We start from the raw sequence: 16,258 nt of genomic DNA, 5'->3' as shown, positions 1-16,258 counted from the left end.
CTAGCATCAGAGAAAAGCGGCTTCGAAAGGCAAGAAATGGTTGGAATACCGTCTGTTCACGAGTCACCTTTCAGCACGCCCGAGGGGCGCCGTATCCGCGACGAGGTACGCGAACTCGTTCCGTTGATCCGGGAGCACGCTGCGGCCGGCGAGGAACTCGGATGCCTGCCTCCGGCGACGCTCGACGCACTGCACCGCACGGGTCTGTTCCGTGCCTCGGTACCGCCTGAATTCGGCGGCTACGCCCTCGGAGCCCGCGACCTCGCCGAGATCGTGACCGCGGTCGCGACCGGCGACGGGTCCGCGGCGTGGATGGCGATGATCGCCAGCGGGTTCGCCCGGGTCATGCTGACGTTCCCCGAGGACGCCGTGCGCGAGGTCTACTCACGGTCGCTCGAATGGCCTGGGCCGGTGGTGGCCAGCGCATCGCTGTTCTCCGAGCGGATCCAGCGGGCGAGCCGCGTCCCGGGCGGCTATTCGATCCCCTCCGGCGGCAAATGGGGATTCGGCAGCGGCTGCAAGCACGCCGCGTACGTCGTCGTCGGCATCGAGGTGCCGACCGGCCCCGGCTCGGTGCTGCGGGCCATGGCGCTGCTGGAGAAGGGCCAGTACGAGATCGTCGACGACTGGCACGTCATGGGCCTGCGGGGCTCGTCGAGCAACAGCGTCAGGACGACGGAGGAGATCTTCGTTCCCGAGCAGCGTGTTGCCGACCTGGCCCGGATGCCGGAGCGTCTCGACCAGCTCCACGAGCGCTACCAGGGGCTCGGCTACCAGCTCGACGGACGCGGCCAGATGCTGATTCCCGCGTTGGAGACCATGGCCGTCACGCTGGGGATGGCCCAGGGCGCCTTCGAGTGCTTCCTCGACCAGTCCCGCCGGAAAAAGCCGTTCAACCTGCCTTACGACACGCTGGCCGCCACCCCGTCCGTCCAGGTCGCCGCGGGCAAGACGCACGCGATGATCAACGCCGCGGAATGCCTGCTGTTCGGCCGGGCGGACCACATCGACCGGAAGGCGCAGGCCCGGGAGCCGTTCACGGCCGCCGAGGAGTCCGCGATCATGATGGACCTCGTCCACGCCGGGAACGTGTGCGGTGCGGCCATCGACACCCTTCAGCTCACCCTCGGGTCCTCGACCGTCAGCGTGCGCAACCCGATCCAGCGGTTCGCCCGCGACGTCCGCGTCGCCCTGACGCACGGCTCGACCCGGCTCGACCCGTCCGCCGAGATCAGCGGGCGGCATCTGCTCGGGCAGCCGCCCTTCACGGACGGCATGGCGGCGGTACCGGGAGTGGCCAAGGCCGCCGAAACCGCCCAGGTCGCCGTCCCCGTCCCCGTCGCCTGAACCGGGCAGGAGAACCCAGATGGACCTCGGACTTTCCGGTAAGCGCGCCCTCGTCACCGGCAGCAGCTCCGGCATCGGCGCCGGCGTCGCCCTGATGCTGGCAGCCGAAGGCGCCCACGTCGTCGTGCACGGCCGGGACAAAGAGCGCACCGCCGAGACCGCCGCCACGATCCGCGACCACGGCGGACGGGCCGACGAGGTGCTCGGCGACCTCACGGTCGAGCCGGAAGCCGCGGCGGCCTGCGAGCAGATCCTCGCCTCGGGCGGCGTCGACATCCTGGTGAACAACGCGGGCGGCCGCTACGGCGGCTGGGAACGCAACGGCTGGCTGGCGACCCCGCCGGGCAACTGGCTCGAGACGTACAAGCTGAACGTCGTCTCGACCGCCACCCTGATCAACCGGCTCGCGCCGGTCATGGCGGAGCGCGGCTGGGGGCGGGTCATCCAGATCGCCAGCGCCGTGGCCCTGCACCAGCCGCCGCACTTCCCGGACTACCAGGCGGCGAAGGCCGCGGAAATCAACCTGACGCGCAGCCTCTCCAGGAGCCTGGCCGGCACCGGCGTCACGGCCAACTGCATCAGCGCCGGAATCATCCATACCCCCGGCTCGGCCGCGGAGCTCGACGACATCGCCGCGGAACTCCGGCTCGACGGCGGATGGCGGGCCCACGAGCGCCACCTCGCCGTGGAGGTGTTCCAGCAGACGACCGGGCGGGTCGGGCGCCCCGAGGACATCGCCGCCGCCGTCTGCTACCTGGCCAGCCCGCGGGCCGACTTCGTCACCGGCGTGAACCTGGTGGTGGACGGCGGTACCGACTGACCGCCGGCAGTTCATCGGCCATCCAAGCCGCACAACGACGTGAAAGGAACATCATGACTCTTCTCGATTCCGATGACTGGCAGGGACGGATTTTCTCCTCCGGCTGGGTGCAGGGTTCCGGCGAGGCGTACGACTCGACCGAGCCGGCCACCGGCAAGACGCTCGGGCGGGTCGGCGCGGCGGCTCCGTCCGATGTGGACCAGGCGGTGGCCCGGGCGCAGCGGGTCCAGGCCGAATGGGCCGCGCTGCCGTACACAGAGCGGGCGCGGGTGCTGCGCCGGGCCGGGCAGCTCTTCGAGGAGCACCAGGAGGAGATCGCGGAGTGGATCGTGCGCGAGGCGGGCACGCACCCGGGCTTCGCGGCCTTCCAGACTTCCAATGGCGCGGCCGAGGAGTGCTACGAGGCGGCGGCGCTGGCTGCCGCGCCGTACGGTGAGGTGCTGCGCTCGGTCGAGCAGCGGCTTTCGTTCTCGCGCAGGCGCCCGGTCGGCGTGGTGGGCGTGATCTCCCCCTTCAACGCGCCCATGGTGCTGGCCATGCGCGCGCTCGCCCCGGCACTGGCCCTGGGCAACGCGGTCGTCCTCAAGCCGGACCCACGCACCGCGATCTGCGGCGGCGTCACCATCGCGCGCGTGTTCGAGGAGGCCGGTCTCCCCGAAGGCGTGCTGCACGTGCTGCCGGGCGGCGCGGACGTGGGCGCGGCGCTCGTGGACCACCCGCGCGTCCCGGTGCTCGCGTTCACCGGCTCGACCCGGGCGGGCAAGGCGATCGCCGCGGCCGCCGCGCAGCGGCTCAAGCGCGTGCACCTCGAGCTCGGCGGCAACTCCGCGCTGATCATCCTCGACGACGCGGATCTGGAGAAGGCAGCCTCCGCCGGAGCATTCGGGTCCTTCCACCACGCCGGACAGGTGTGCATGGCTTCCAGCCGGCACCTGGTGCACGCTTCGGTCGCCGGCCTGTACGCCGAACTGCTGGTCGAGCGCGCGAACGGCGCGCCGGTAGGCGACCCGGCGAGCGGCCCGGTCGCGGTGGGCCCGATGATCGACGAGCGGCAGCTGCTGGCCGCGCACGCCGTCGTCACCGACAGCGTGGCGGCCGGGGCGCGCCTGGCCGCCGGCGGCACCTACGAGGGCCTGTTCTACCGGCCGACCGTGCTCACCGACGTCCCGCTGACGGCCCGCGCCTACGCCGAGGAGATCTTCGGCCCGGTTGCGCCCGTGGTCGCCTTCGGTGACCTCGACGAGGCGGCCCGGCTCGCCGCCGACACGGAGTACGGGCTCTCCCTCGGCATCCTGACGCGGGACGTGGCCAAGGGCCTCGCGCTCGCCGAGCGCATCCCGACCGGTCTGGTCCACATCAACGACCAGACCGTCAACGACGAGGCCACCGTCCCGTTCGGCGGTGTCGGCGAGTCCGGCAACGGCTCCCGGCACGGCGGCGCCGCCGCCAACCTCGAGGCCTTCACCGAGCTGCAGTGGGTGACCGTGCACGGCGAAATCCCCGCCTACCCCTTCTGAGGCACTGGAGAACACTCACGTGCACACCGACAACAAGTTCCTGGCCGGGCCGTTCGCTCCCTGGGCCGAGGAGAACGTGGCCTACGACCTGGAAGTCGACGGTCAGATCCCCGAAGATCTCGCCGGCGCGCTGTTCCGGATCTCCGCGAACCCCCGCTTCGCGCCGCTGGACCTCGACCGGTACCACTGGTGGGAGGGCGACGGCATGGTCTGCGGCGTCTACCTGCGCGACGGCCGCGCCGCCTACCGCACCCGCTGGGTCGAGACCGACTCGATGAGGTTCGAGGTCGAGCAGGGCGAAGCCGTCTACAGTGGATTCGCCAACGGCGGAAACCCGCGCCCGCTCCCGCCCGGCGCCCCACCGGCGAAGAACGTCGCGAACACGAACGTGGGCATCTTCGACGACCACCTGCTGGTCTATTTCGAAGGCGGGCTGCCCTACTCGATGCATCCCGAGACGCTGGAGACGTACGGCACGTACGACTTCCACGGCGGCATCGACGTTCTCTGCACCGCCCACTACAAGATCGACCCCTCCGGCGGCGACATGCTGTTCTTCGCCGCGACCGGGCCGAGGATCACGTGGTTGCGGGCGGACGCGAAGACCGGGACCGTGATCGACAGCCACAGCTTCGACATCGGGGTTCCGGTGTTGATGCACGACTTCGCGGTCAGCGAAAACTACGCGGTCTTCTTCGTCACCCCGGCGCAGTTCCGGCTCGACCACATCATGCAGGGCAAGCCCGGCGTGGTGTGGGACGAGAAGTCGTTGCCGCACGGCGTGCAGATCGTGCTGCTGGACCGGCGCACCCACGCCGTCACGTGGCACGAGGTGGGCGGCAGCTGGGCCAACACGCACTTCTACAACGCGTACGAGGACAGCGGCCGGCTCATCATCGACGGGCACCGGATCACGCGGCTCGGCACGCCGGCCGACCGGCTGGACGCCCCGCCGTCGGCACACTCGTGGTTCCCGCCGGCGATCCCGCACCGATGGACCGTGGACCTGGCCACCGGCACGGCGAAGGAAGAGAGGGTCAGCGGGCTCGCCGGCGAGTTCCCGAAGATCAACGACGACTACACCGGACGGCGCCACCGGTACGGGTACTTCGTCACCACACGGGGTGTCTCGCGCGACATCATGAGCGATGGCCTGGCCAAGCACGACTACCTGCGGGACACCACCGTCGTCGTCGAGGGCCCCGGGCCGCTCACCAGCCCCAGCGAACCGGTCTTCGTCAGCCGGGCCGACGCCATCGGCGAGGACGACGGCTACCTGCTTTCGCTGTGGTGGAACCGCGAGACGGACCTGACGGAGCTGCTCGTCCACGACGCCGCGGACCTGATCCGCCAACCGCTGGCCAGGGTCAAGCTACCGAGCCGGGTCCCGTTCGGGTTCCACGGCTCCTGGGCCGGTCAGGCGACGCTCGACCAGGCCGTCGCACGGCAGAACGAGGGCTGATCGGATCGTTTTGGGCCGGGCCGTGAAACACGGCCCGGCCCAAAACCGTCGATACGTCACCTGGCCGGATCCGGCTGCGTGGTCACCGGCTGGTAGGCGGCGCCGCCGTCGCTCAGCAGCCGCTCGGCCTCGGCGAGGATCGCCTCGAGGTCCTGGTCGAGGTTCAGCGACTTCCGGAACGGCTGGCGCACGTCCTTGTCGATGCGCAGGTAGACCTCGTTGCGGTTGCCCTCGGGGTCGAAGAAGTAGATGCCGATGGCGTTGCCGTGGGTCACCTCCTGCTGCACCTGGACGCCTTCGGCCCGAAACCGCTGGTGGTACTCGACGATGGCCTCCAGGGAGTCCACCCGCCACGAGACCTGGTGGGTGAGCAGCGAGCCCGCGGGAGCGGTACGACCGTTCGCCAGGACGAACTCGTGGTGCTCGACCTCCGGGCGGGACGAGAGGAAAACGATGCCGAGCTCGTCGTCCTCGTCCGTCACGGTCAGGCCGAGCACCCGCGTGTAGAAGTCGCGCATCTTGGCGAGGTCCTCCACCCAGAAGCCGGTGTGGCCCAGTTCAACGATCGACATGATGTCTCCTTTGGCAGGACAGATGCTCTGAATATCAGAACGTACGGCTTGACACGAAGAGAGAGCAAGTCCTGTAATGAGAGACACGCATCCTGCTTAACGAGACAAGGAAGTGGCGTAGTGCGCGAAGAGCCGGACGTCGACGTGATCGTCGTCGGGGCCGGGCCGGTCGGTATGACGGCCGCGGCCTTGCTGGCGGCGCAAGGCGTGTCGGTCATCGTCCTGGAGGTGCAGGCCGAACCGGTCGCCGAGCCCAAGGCGATCAGCATCGACGACGAGTCGCTCAGGACCTACCAGGCGGCGGGGATCGCCGACCGGATCATGCGCATCGTCGTGCCGGGCACCGGCACCGTCTATTTCGGACACGACGGGCGCCGGCTGTTCCAGGCCTCCGGCCCGGCGCCGTACCGCCTCGGCTTCCCGTTCAAGAACCCGTTCGCCCAGCCGGAACTGGAGCAGGTGCTGCGCACCGTGCTGACCGAGAACCCGCACGTAGACCTGAGGTTCGGGTCGCGCGTCGTGAACGTCACCCAGGACCGGCACCGGGTCTGCGCCGTGACCGAGGTGGCGGGCGTCGCGCGCAGCGTCCGGGCGCGCTACCTCATCGCGGCGGACGGCGGGCGCTCGACCGTCCGCACCCTGCTCGGGATCGACCTGACCGGCCGGTCCTATTCGGACAACTGGCTTGTCGTGGACACCCTCGAGGACACCCGCACCGAGCGGTACGCGATGCACTACGGCTGCCCGGAAAGGCCGCACGTCATCGTGCCCGGCCTGGACGGGCGATGCCGCTACGAGTTCGCCCTTCAAGGCGGAGAGGCAGAGCCCGGCCCCGACCCCGGCTTCGCCCTGATCGAGCGCCTGCTCGAACCCCATCGGACCATCAGGCCGGACCAGGTGCAGCGGGCGGTGGTCTACCGGTTCAACGCGGTCAACGCCGACGAGTGGCGGCGCGGCAACATCTTCCTGATGGGCGACGCGGCCCACATGATGCCCCCCTTCGCCGGCCAGGGGCTCAACTCGGGAATTCGGGACGCGGCGAACCTCTGCTGGAAGCTCGCCGGGGTCCTCGGCGGCACCCTCGAGGAGCACCTGCTCTCGACGTATGAAACCGAGCGCCGACCGCACGTGGACGCCACCATCCGGGTCTCCGAGCGCCTCGGGCGCGTCGTGATGACCACGTCGAACCGGCTGGCGACCGGCCGGGACCGGATCATCCGCCGGATGCTCGAGACGGACGACGGGCGCAACTACCTGGAGCAGATGCGCTACCGGCCCGCCAACACCGTCGCCGCCGGGCTGGTGCGCAGCGGCGACCTCGGAGCCGGCACCGCCGTGGCCCAGCCGCGCGTGTTCGACGCCGCCACCAGCAAGGTCCGGATGCTGGACGAGCCGGCGGGCCACGGATGGACGACGATCGGCGTGGACGTTCCCGCGGCAGCGTGGACCGATGCCGAGTCCGTCTGCGCCATGACCGGTGCTCGACGCCTGCACGTCGTGGTCGGCCAGACGCTCCCCACCGCGATGGCGAACGCGCGCGTGCTCGTCGACGTGGACGGCGGCCTCGTGCGCGAGTTCGAGCCCTACCGCGGCAGATTCCTGCTCGTGCGCCCCGACCGGCTCATCGCAGCCTCATGGACTCCAGGCTACGGGGACGACGTCCGCGCATGGCTGGGCCAGTGGATTGACGACAAGGAGAAGAAATGCGACTCACCCGCTACTACGACGACAACGGCAACACCCGCATCGGCGAGGTGACCGACGGGATCGTCACTCCGCTGGAGGGCATCACCACGATCGACGCCACCACCGGCATCGACCGCCTGGCTTCGGCGGCACGCGACGAGGCCGGCCGGTTCCCGTTCGAGGAGCGGGTGCTCGCCCCCATCGCCGACCCGCGGCGGGTCGTGTGCGTGGGGCTCAACTACCTGACCCACGTCGACGAGTCAAAGCGCGAGCTGCCGACCTACCCGGTCCTGTTCACCAAGTTCGCCTCCGCACTGATCGGTGCGCACGACGACATCCTGCTCCCGCCGGAAGCCGGACAGGTGGACTACGAGGGCGAACTCTCCGTGGTGATCGGCCGGGCGGGCCGCCGCATCCCGGCGAAGGACGCCACTTCGCACATCCTCGGCTACAGCGTGGCCAACGACGTGACCATGCGCGACTACCAGTACAAGACACACCAGTGGCTGCAGGGCAAGGCCTGGGACAACTCGACCCCGCTCGGCCCGGTCGTCGTCACCCCGGACGAGGTCGAGATCGAGTCCCGGACACTGACGACCACGCTCAACGGCGAGGTCGTCCAGTCTTCCTCGCTGGACCGGCTGATCTTCTCGATCTCCGAGTTGATCAGCACCGTCTCGGAGTTCACGAACCTCGAGCCGGGCGACGTCATCCTCACCGGGACGCCCGGCGGCGTGGGATACCGGCGCGACCCCCAGCTGTTCCTCAAGGACGGCGACAAGGTCAGCGTCGAGGTCACCGGCATCGGCAAGATCGAGAACCGAGTCGTCGCGGAGACGGTCTGACCGCGCCCACCTCCGTCGCTCAGCCGGCGAGGGCCAGCCGGTCGCTGACGCGGGCCGCGGCGTCGACCACGGCAGCAACCACCTCGGGCAACCGTTCGTCGGGGACCCGGGTCTCGAGGGCTGCCACACTGACGGCCGCGGTCACCGCTCCGCTCGCATCGACGATCGGAGCCGCGACGCCCAGAATGTTCTCGTCCAGCTCCCCGCGCGCGACGCAGTAGCCGTCGGCCCGGATCGACTCGAGCCGCGCCAGCAGATCCTCGACCTTGGTGAGCGTGCGCGGCGTGAACTGCTGCAGCCGCTCCCGCTTCAGCAGCACCTTGCTTTCGGCGGGAGGCAGGTGGGCGATCAGGACGAGCGCCGATGCGCCCGCGTTGACCGGCAGGGTACTGCCCCGCTCGTACGAGATGCGGACCGGATGATCGGCCTCCACCCGCTCCAGGCAGATCGCATGGGCCCCGGCACGCCTGGTGAGCAGCACCGTCTCGCCGAGCTTCTCGCAGAGCTCGAGCATGATCGGCAACGCCACGTCCGAGAGGCCGTAGCTCCGCCGGGCGAGGCGGCCGAGCTCCAGCACGCGCGGACCGAGCCGGAAGCCGCCGGCCGGGGCTTCCTCGAGGAAACCCGCTCCGACAAGGCTCTGCACGTAACGGTATGCCGTCGACCGCGCGGTACCCAGCGCCTGCGCGACCTCCTGGGCGCTGACGCACAGCCGGGTGTCGCAGAACAACCCCAGGATGTCCAAGGCTCGGTCGGCCGTCGAATTGCGTTCGCGATAATGGCTCGCAGCTGCGGGCTCACCACTCGGCACCTGTCCTGACATGCAGGACATCATAGCTGAAGATCCGACATATGGCTGGCTTGACGCCGACCCTTCAACCAGCCCTTTACCACTGCACCGAGGTCGACCCGGCTGCCTATGGCGGGCACCGGCAGCAGAGTGAGCAGCCGGTGGGACCGACGGAAGCGCAGACCCTCTACGAGTGCCACTCGTGAGCGGCGTTGCCCGGCACCCCTCGCAGCCGCACCTCGTGACGGCCACACTCCGGCTGCCGGCAACGGCCGCCGCAGCGCACTCGAAGGTCACCCACCCCAACAGCTGGTTTTGTTCGCGAGATGCGATCGCGTTTCTCTGTGAAGACCGACCGCACGGGGTTCGGTGGGGAGGCTTGTGTTCGTGATGCCCGACCGCACTTGATGCCCGGCTTGTGAGACGGGGACTCCGTCACTTCGCGCCCGAGCCGACGAGGTCCAGAAGAAGCCGGGAACCAGTGCCACCGGGTCAGCCTGCGCACGCCGGCGCGCAGGGTCGGGGAATGGTGCGGTCAGCGGGGATCCGGTCCGGGGATGCGGATGCCGGCGGCGCGGAGCTTGGCTTCGAACAGTGCGGTCAGCCGCGCCGCCGCCGGGGTTGGCTCTTCGCCGTGGTGGGCGATCAGCGTGTAGCGGGTGCTGCGTCGGTGCGGGCTTGCAGGCCGGTGACGGTCTTCAACAGTGCGGGGTTGGCGAGGTAATGGTCGGCGACGGCGGTGGCGAGTTCGTCGATGCGGGGGTCGTCCGGTTCCCAGGCCGCGGCTTCGGCCGCTTGCCGGGTCAGGGTGACGAGCCGGGTGTCTTCGAGGGCGTGCTCGAAATGGGTGAGGTAGTCGTCGAAACCGTCGGGCACCAGGGCCTCGGCCAGCACCCAGCCTTCTCGGGTGGCCGCTACCTCGTCGGTGGGGAACCCGATGTCGTGCATCCGTGCCAGCAGCGCCACGGCGCGGTCGGGCAGCAGCGCACGGTCGCCGTCGGTGAGCCGGTGCAGTATGGCGCGCCGCGTGATCAGCTCGTCGATCCGGGCGGTGAGCTGCCGATCGACGTCGGCGAGCGTGGCGGCGAATCCGGCGGCGTCGGCGTCGAGCAGGCGTCCGATCTCGGCCAGCGGCACCCCGGCGGCGGCCAGCGTCCGGGACTGCACCAGCCGCAACAGTTCGGCCGAGCCGTATCGCCGGTAGCCGGAGCTGTCGCGTTCCGGCTCCGCGACCAGGCCGAGCTTGTGGTAGTGCCGCACCGTCTTCACCGTGACGCCGACGAAGGCCGCCGCCTCCCCGATCGGGACCCCATTCCTCATGGGGTCAGCTTGCCCGGTGCGACGAACACCTCGTCGACGAGCCTCTGCTGGGCGTTCCGGAACGCTGCCGCGATGGACATGCCGGCGTCGTCCACGCAGTTGAGCGCGGCGGTCAGGGTCTTGCTGCCGTCGGGTGAGCTGTACATCAGCGCCGCGTGACCGACGGTGGCGCCGTCGGCCGTGGTAAGCACGAACACGCCCAGGCCGTAGTCCATGTCCGGGATACCGGTCGGGTGCGGGGTGCACATCTCGGCCAGCAGCTCGCCCGGCAGAAGCCTGCCACGCATCAGCGCGGCGATGAACGTGTGGAGGTCCCGGGTGGTCGAGATCATGTCGCCCCCGGTGGAGAGCCAGGACGGGTTGTGCCGGGTGACGTCGATCGTCTTCTGTTCGCCGGCGTCCTCGTATCGGTAGTAGGCGTGGGCGTGCGGCTCGGGGATCTCCGGTGAGGCGTCCGGAACCACGGTGCCGGACAGCCCGAGCGGTTCTGCGATCCGCTGCCGCAGCTGCTCGGCGAGCGAGTTGCCGGTGACCTTCTCGATCAGCAGCCGGATCAGCGCGTAGTTGGTGTTGGAGTAGCTCCAGCCCGTCCCCGGCTCGAACCGCACCGATTTGGCCGACGCCAGCCGCACCAACGCCTCCGGGCGGTAGGTCGTGAACCGGCTTTCGACCCACTCCGGGCCCGCGCTGCCGTACGGAATGGGGATCCCCGGCGTTACGGTCCCTTCGTCGGACACCTCGCCGGTGAAGTTGAACAGTCCGCTGGTGTGCTGCAGCAGCATCCGGACCGTGATGCGCTCGTCCAGCCCATACTCGGGCAGGTAGCCCGCCACGAGACGGTCCAGTCCGATCTTGCCCTCGGCCACCAGTTGCAGCGCCAGGGTCGCGGTGAAGGTCTTGGTGTTGGAACCGATCCGGACGTGCCCGTCGACCGACGGTTGCATGGTCCCGCCCAGCTCGGCCACTCCGGCACTGCCGACCCACTCGCCCCGCTCGTCGTGCACCCCGCAGCGACACCCCCAGGAAACCGGAATCGACGATCTCCTGGATCGCCTTCCGCAGCTCCGGCCGATCCGGCTCGGCGATGTCGAGCACGGCGGCGATCTTGCGGGCCATCTCGGCCATGGTCGGGCTGGGCCCGCCGTGGCGGGTGGCTTCGACGGCGAGCAGGACCGTGTCGCGGAAGTGGGCGGCCTCGGCTGGTTCCTGCCGGTTCAGCAGGTTCACGGCAGCGGCCAAGGCCAGCAGCACCTGATCGGCGAGTGCCGCGGCGGACTTGCCCTTCAGGTCGATGTCCTTGACCTTCGCGGCGAGGACATGCCCGAGCGGACCGGTCGCCGACGCCAGGGCGATGCTGCCGTCGGTGGCGATCTCGACGGGCTTGCCGGCAGCACCGGCGGCGGCCATCAGTGAAACCGCACCGTAAGCGGCGGTGCGCAGGGTGCTCCGGTCCTCATCGGTCAGGGTGATGGACATGGCGGTGCTCCTTCAACTCGGTCGTCCCGGGGCTTGATGCGCCGGTGCGACGAGCTTCCGGCCTGCCCCAAGGTCAACCTCAACCGTAATCTGGCTCACGCAGTCAGCGGCGAGACGTACGCTCATGGCTCATGGCTTACCGGTCGTTCGGGAAGGCGGCGGCGTTCGCCAGCCGCCAGCGCGATAACCCGTTCCACTTCCGCGCTCCTCGGCCACCCACGACTGACAACGCGGTGGCCCCGCAACGACGAAAGACAACTGGGGCGTCCGGCGCGAAGCGGAGGACGAACGATCTGAACAGGCCTCACGCAGCGGCCCGACTTGATCACAAGTAATGCCATAGTGCGGTCGGAACTCGGCGACATTGATCATGGCAGGTGACCGACATGTGCGGTCAGAATCCACGAACAAGTGCGGTCAAAACTCGCGGACATAAACATCGGCCCGCTCGGCCGCCTCCAGAGGCTTGTCGCCGTGGACCTCGGCCGCGGTAATCCGGCGTAGTTCGTCTTTGGCCCAGACGCTGAGCATGCCCGCGTCGATACCCAGCTCGCGGGCGACCTCGGAGATCGTCCGGCCGGAATCGATCACCCTTGTGGGCAGCCTCGACCTTGTACCTCAAACACCCGACACAGGGTCGGCACAACACCCCTGGGGCCGGCAACGCCATGGGCCCCGACCGGTCAACCCGCCGGCGCCACAGCACCCGGCGACCGTAGCTGTTCGTGGCCGCGACATAATCAAGGTCCGCCCCCGTGGAGTCCGCCCCGCAGCTTGCTCCTCGAGATAGAACACCCACATCTGTTGCTCAGCCGACTCATCGACAGGCGGCAAGAGCTTAAGCGGCCTGATAATGAGGTCGGCTGATAACCGAGTTGCGCTCGCGGCTTTCCGCGAGCGGGTGAGTCTCGCCGGTCATGGCGGCCAGAGCAGCGGCGACTTCGTGGAGATCGGCCCGGACGTAGGTGGTCGTGGTGCCGGCGTCGCTCTTGCCGGTATGCCCCGCGTACTCCCGCGCGACACCATAGCCGAAGTTCCGCTCCACCCAGGTCAGGGTCGTGTGTCGCAGCCAGTGCGTGGTGACTCCCTGCCTTGCGACCCACGGCAGGTGCTTTCCCAAGCGCGTCCACAAGTAGTCGTAGCGCCGAGCAGTGATCGGCTGGCCAATGCGATACCTCAAGAGCTGGTCACCGGAGGTCGCGCCACGCTCTTCAGCGTGCCGGAGGAGATGGCGCATCAGGGTGGGAGACACCGGCTGCCACCGCACCGTCTCGCCCTTCTCACGCAACCGAACCAGACACTGCTCGGCGTCCAGGTCGTCGGGACACAGGGCGAGTGCCCCACCCCGGCGGCACGCTGTCTCGGTGTGCAGTCGCAGGATGAGCAAGTCGAGTTCCGGATCGTTTCCGGTCGCCGCGGCGACGTCGTTGATCTCAGCGAGTCGCTCGTTCGGCAATGCCCGTCGGGTGCTGGCCAGCCGTCGAGGCTTGGCAACGCGTGTCGCCGGGTTGTCCGCCTCGGCGATCAGCTGATCGGCGACAGCATGCCGATACATGCACCTCAGCGCAGCGATCAAATGCTCCGCCGCGCTTCGCCCGCCCCGTGAGTTCTTCCGGACGACAACGCGAGCCTTCACCTCATCGGCAAGTTGCCGGATTTCCAGCGGCGTCGGCTCGTCGATTCGCCGATCGCCCCAGACCGCGACGACGCGTTCCCAGTACGAGCCGTAAACGCGACGAGTACCTGCTGGGACAGCATTGGCGACCTGCGGAAGGTAGTCAGCGCTCATCCTGGGACCCGGCTCCCGACCCGAAGCGCTTCGCGATACGCGAGCAACATCGCATCAAGAGCAGAATCGATGTACACCGCCAGCACGTCGCATGTCGGAAAGGCGGCGACGAGGACGCGACAGCCGGGCTCAAGTCGACACAGGTGCCGGATCCGCGCGGGAGCCGAACATGCCCCTGGCCGGTGATCGTGTCCGGGCCGTCGCAGCGCCGGATAAGGATCAGCTCACCTTTGACGGTCTCGATGGAGACTCGCGACAGCGGCGACCAACCGAGGACGCGCAACGGTGATCGATCGGCCAGACGCCCCCGGCTGTCGACGGTCGTCACCGCGTAGTACGCCATGGTCTGGGGTGCGCGCTCGATGAGTGTGGCAACCGGCAATCTCGGCGGCGATGCGGCCGTCGGCACCTGAGACGGATCGCCGGTCCTGGGTTCGACGCCACGTCTACTCAGCGGTGTTCGAACGACGTCAGCGAGCTGCTCCAGCACGGAGGACTGGCGTTGGCGGACGTCATCCGGCACGGTCGGCGAAGTGGCCGCCCGCACCGCCCCCACCGCCAGCGTGGTGACGGCGACGAGGGCGGAGTCGCGCTCCGACCGAGCGCGGGTGCGGGGTAGCCGGGTAGTCATGCCGCCCAGCTCTCCGACACACTCGACTCGCCCCTCGGGTTCCCGGCGTGTCGCGCTCGGCCGGTGAGGAACCGTCGCGAATCCGAACGGTCCGTCGAGATTCCTGAACCCGCCGAGCGGGACCGGGGCTCACGGAACACGACGACGTCCTCGTGAGCGATCAGGTGCAAGGGCAGGCCGGCGTCGCGCTGCTTGCGGATGAAGTCGCGTTGGAAGAAGCTGCCGCGCGTGACCAGCTCGGTGTCCGCAACCCGGGCCAAGAGGGCCACGCACCGCTCGACCGGGATCAAGCCGGCAGCAGCGCCGCAGGCGACCACCTGCGACGGAAGGTCGACCAGCTCGGCGTGCTCGCGCCACGGCCGGACCGTGATCGCCACGTGGCCGCCCGGGCGTACGACGCGTGCACAGGCGGTCAGGATGCGGGTGAAACCTACGAGCAGCCGGTGGTGCCCGATGTTGGCGAGGTTGCCGCGGTCGAGTGCGCTGCCGTAGCGGTAGTGGCGTTTGCTGACCTTGTCGATGCCGGGCTCCCGGTTCGTGTTGACCAGGCCGTGCACCGACGGCCCATACGGTGGCGAGGTGACGACCAGCGCGACCTGGCCGACGTACTCGGCGGGCAGCAACCGTGCGAGCTGGCGGGCGTCACCGCGGACAACCTGGCCGTCATGATCGTGGCCGCGCTCGCGGGCGAAGCGCAGGTTCGCCCGGGCGATGTCGGCCCAGTGCGGCTCGTACTCGACGCCGACGGCGCGGCGGCCGAGGTCAATCGCCTCGATCAGGGTGGTGCCGATCCCGCACATCGGGTCCAGCACCACCTCCCCCGGTTTGGTGTAGTGCTCGATGGCGTGCGCGGCGACGGCGGGCAGCATTTTGGCCGGGTGCGCGGTCGACTCGGGCACGTACCGGCCTTTGCGCTGCGCGGCCGGCGAGGTCTGCGCGGTCGCCCACACTGACACCGGCAGATCGCCGAAGTCGGCGGGCGGGGTGGTGTCGAGGGCGTCGATGAACGCGCGGGAAAGCGGCATGGTCGGCTCGTCGGCCGAGGACGACGCGGTGTTCGGCGGCGTGGTGGTCATGGCGGTGCACGTGCCTTTCGGTCGGCTGGTCATCGGAGGTCTTCGGGCTGCGTGGCGTCGGCGTGGGCTTGGGCGAAGACGAGGACGTCGCCGTGCGCCCGCGTGTGCGTCGTCGGCGCGGCGGGTTCTCGGCCGCCGCGCGCACCGTCGGTTCGGTCCGTCGCGGTGGGCGGCTGTAGGCGGCCGTTTCGGATGGGGGTGTGGAGGGTGACGATGTGCTGGAGGTAGAGGAGGTCGGCGTTTTGCCCGGCCGCGATCATCGGGCCTGACGGGTCGGTCAGCCGGCCGCTCGACCAGTCGCTGTAGGTGTAAACGGCGAGGATGCCGCCGAAGGCGAGGACCTGAGCTGCCGCGAGCGCCAGCGTCTCGACCGAGCCGTCGGCGCCGCGTTCCGGCGGCAGCGACGTGATGACCAAGTCGACTCGCTCGACAGCCGCGACCGAGGCTGACGTCGTCGCGCCGCTCGTGGACGCCTCGTCCGTGGTCTGCGATTCGAGCTTCGTGATCGCGGGGTGGCGACCGAGCGCGTGCACGGCATCAAGCGCAGCGTCCAGTTCGCCGACGTGCTCTGCGCGGCTCGCGGCCTCCTCAGCGGCCGGCCATGGCGCGAGCAGGACCCGGGCGCCGGGTGCCGAGAAGCTGGTCGTGATGGTCTCGATGATCGGCACCGGCCAGGTGGCTGCCGGGTCGATCGGGTCGGGCCCGGCGGTCCACACCGTCGGCGGAATCGGTGCCGGCTCGCGGGTGGCGGCCGGTCGTTTCGCGGAGCGGCGGGTGCGAGCGCTCGAGCCGGCAGGGTCGGGTGCGCCTGGGTACGGGATGCCGTTGGTGGGCCGGGTGCGCGGTGGGCGGGTCGAGCCGTCTCGATTGGACGGCCGGTTGGCGGCGGACGGCGGACGTCGAGTCACGAGCGGAACCTCCGGAGGC

16 protein-coding genes are annotated in these 16,258 nt (G+C 69.6%); 7 read left to right on the top strand and 9 right to left on the bottom strand.

Going from position 1 to position 16,258, the window contains the following annotated elements; all coding sequences use genetic code 11:
• The first annotated feature begins 36 nt into the window (after window positions 1-36).
• From ACLJQF_RS34795 to ACLJQF_RS34780, 4 genes are read left to right on the top strand one after another with little or no spacing between them, the layout of a single operon-like run.
• Window positions 37-1,347, top strand: coding sequence for an acyl-CoA dehydrogenase family protein (locus ACLJQF_RS34795; protein WP_026468121.1), 1,311 nt, complete (start codon window positions 37-39; stop codon window positions 1,345-1,347).
• Window positions 1,348-1,366: 19 nt separating this feature from the next.
• Window positions 1,367-2,167: an SDR family NAD(P)-dependent oxidoreductase gene (locus ACLJQF_RS34790; RefSeq protein WP_020638756.1), complete on the top strand. Its 801-nt coding sequence runs from the start codon at window positions 1,367-1,369 to the stop codon at window positions 2,165-2,167.
• 53 nt (window positions 2,168-2,220) lie between these two features.
• The gene (locus ACLJQF_RS34785; RefSeq protein ID WP_020638757.1) at window positions 2,221-3,684 is read left to right on the top strand and encodes an aldehyde dehydrogenase family protein; all 1,464 of its coding nucleotides are present in this window, start codon (window positions 2,221-2,223) and stop codon (window positions 3,682-3,684) included.
• Window positions 3,685-3,703: 19 nt separating this feature from the next.
• Window positions 3,704-5,146 carry a carotenoid oxygenase family protein gene (locus tag ACLJQF_RS34780; RefSeq protein WP_410614572.1) on the top strand — a complete coding sequence of 481 codons (1,443 nt, stop codon included), beginning with the start codon at window positions 3,704-3,706 and terminating at the stop codon, window positions 5,144-5,146.
• 56 nt (window positions 5,147-5,202) lie between these two features.
• Here ACLJQF_RS34780 and ACLJQF_RS34775 read toward each other — a convergent pair whose 3' ends face one another.
• A complete protein-coding gene (locus tag ACLJQF_RS34775) occupies window positions 5,203-5,718 on the bottom strand; it encodes a VOC family protein (protein ID WP_020638759.1) in 516 nt (171 codons plus the stop codon).
• Between the two features lie 120 nt (window positions 5,719-5,838).
• On the opposite strand from ACLJQF_RS34775, the gene ACLJQF_RS34770 reads away from it, so the two are divergent.
• Both ACLJQF_RS34770 and ACLJQF_RS34765 read left to right on the top strand, forming a co-directional pair.
• Complete coding sequence (locus tag ACLJQF_RS34770) at window positions 5,839-7,476, top strand: FAD-dependent monooxygenase (RefSeq protein WP_020638760.1); 1,638 nt, start codon at window positions 5,839-5,841, stop codon at window positions 7,474-7,476.
• The gene (locus tag ACLJQF_RS34765; RefSeq protein ID WP_020638761.1) at window positions 7,422-8,249 is read left to right on the top strand and encodes a fumarylacetoacetate hydrolase family protein; all 828 of its coding nucleotides are present in this window, start codon (window positions 7,422-7,424) and stop codon (window positions 8,247-8,249) included. Before ACLJQF_RS34770 ends, ACLJQF_RS34765 begins: the two co-directional genes overlap by 55 nt.
• A 19-nt stretch (window positions 8,250-8,268) precedes the next feature.
• Here the strand turns inward: ACLJQF_RS34765 and ACLJQF_RS34760 are convergent, their stop codons facing one another.
• From ACLJQF_RS34760 to ACLJQF_RS34750, 3 genes are all read right to left on the bottom strand, one after another.
• Entirely contained in the window at window positions 8,269-9,072 is an 804-nt protein-coding gene (locus ACLJQF_RS34760; protein ID WP_026468122.1) for an IclR family transcriptional regulator, read from the bottom strand.
• A gap of 612 nt (window positions 9,073-9,684) precedes the next feature.
• Complete coding sequence (locus ACLJQF_RS34755; protein WP_410614571.1) at window positions 9,685-10,359, bottom strand: MerR family transcriptional regulator; 675 nt, start codon at window positions 10,357-10,359, stop codon at window positions 9,685-9,687.
• A complete protein-coding gene (locus tag ACLJQF_RS34750; RefSeq protein WP_312024835.1) occupies window positions 10,356-11,363 on the bottom strand; it encodes a serine hydrolase domain-containing protein in 1,008 nt (335 codons plus the stop codon). Before ACLJQF_RS34750 ends, ACLJQF_RS34755 begins: the two co-directional genes overlap by 4 nt.
• A 139-nt stretch (window positions 11,364-11,502) precedes the next feature.
• Here ACLJQF_RS34750 and ACLJQF_RS34745 point away from each other — a divergent pair, with 139 nt between their 5' ends.
• Window positions 11,503-11,772, top strand: coding sequence for a hypothetical protein (locus tag ACLJQF_RS34745; RefSeq protein WP_169523882.1), 270 nt, complete (start codon window positions 11,503-11,505; stop codon window positions 11,770-11,772).
• Window positions 11,773-12,252: 480 nt separating this feature from the next.
• Here ACLJQF_RS34745 and ACLJQF_RS34740 read toward each other — a convergent pair whose 3' ends face one another.
• From ACLJQF_RS34740 to ACLJQF_RS34720, 5 genes are all read right to left on the bottom strand, one after another.
• Window positions 12,253-12,426 (bottom strand): hypothetical protein, encoded by a 174-nt coding sequence (locus tag ACLJQF_RS34740; protein ID WP_020638766.1) that lies wholly within the window; start codon window positions 12,424-12,426, stop codon window positions 12,253-12,255.
• Between the two features lie 247 nt (window positions 12,427-12,673).
• Window positions 12,674-13,624 carry a tyrosine-type recombinase/integrase gene (locus ACLJQF_RS34735; protein ID WP_084641245.1) on the bottom strand — a complete coding sequence of 317 codons (951 nt, stop codon included), beginning with the start codon at window positions 13,622-13,624 and terminating at the stop codon, window positions 12,674-12,676.
• Window positions 13,614-14,255: a hypothetical protein gene (locus ACLJQF_RS34730; protein ID WP_245589419.1), complete on the bottom strand. Its 642-nt coding sequence runs from the start codon at window positions 14,253-14,255 to the stop codon at window positions 13,614-13,616. The genes ACLJQF_RS34735 and ACLJQF_RS34730 overlap by 11 nt, the downstream gene beginning before the upstream one ends.
• On the bottom strand, window positions 14,252-15,364 hold the full coding sequence (locus tag ACLJQF_RS34725; RefSeq protein WP_410614570.1) for a TRM11 family SAM-dependent methyltransferase: 1,113 nt from the start codon (window positions 15,362-15,364) through the stop codon (window positions 14,252-14,254). Before ACLJQF_RS34725 ends, ACLJQF_RS34730 begins: the two co-directional genes overlap by 4 nt.
• Window positions 15,361-16,239, bottom strand: coding sequence for a hypothetical protein (locus ACLJQF_RS34720; protein ID WP_125592201.1), 879 nt, complete (start codon window positions 16,237-16,239; stop codon window positions 15,361-15,363). The genes ACLJQF_RS34725 and ACLJQF_RS34720 overlap by 4 nt, the downstream gene beginning before the upstream one ends.
• Between the last annotated feature and the right edge of the window lie 19 nt (window positions 16,240-16,258).

Source organism: Amycolatopsis sp. lyj-109, from assembly GCF_046548995.1.
GTDB lineage: Bacteria > Actinomycetota > Actinomycetes > Mycobacteriales > Pseudonocardiaceae > Amycolatopsis.
The sequence above is the reverse complement of the archived record's forward strand: the minus strand, read 5'-3'. Positions and strand labels throughout refer to the sequence as shown.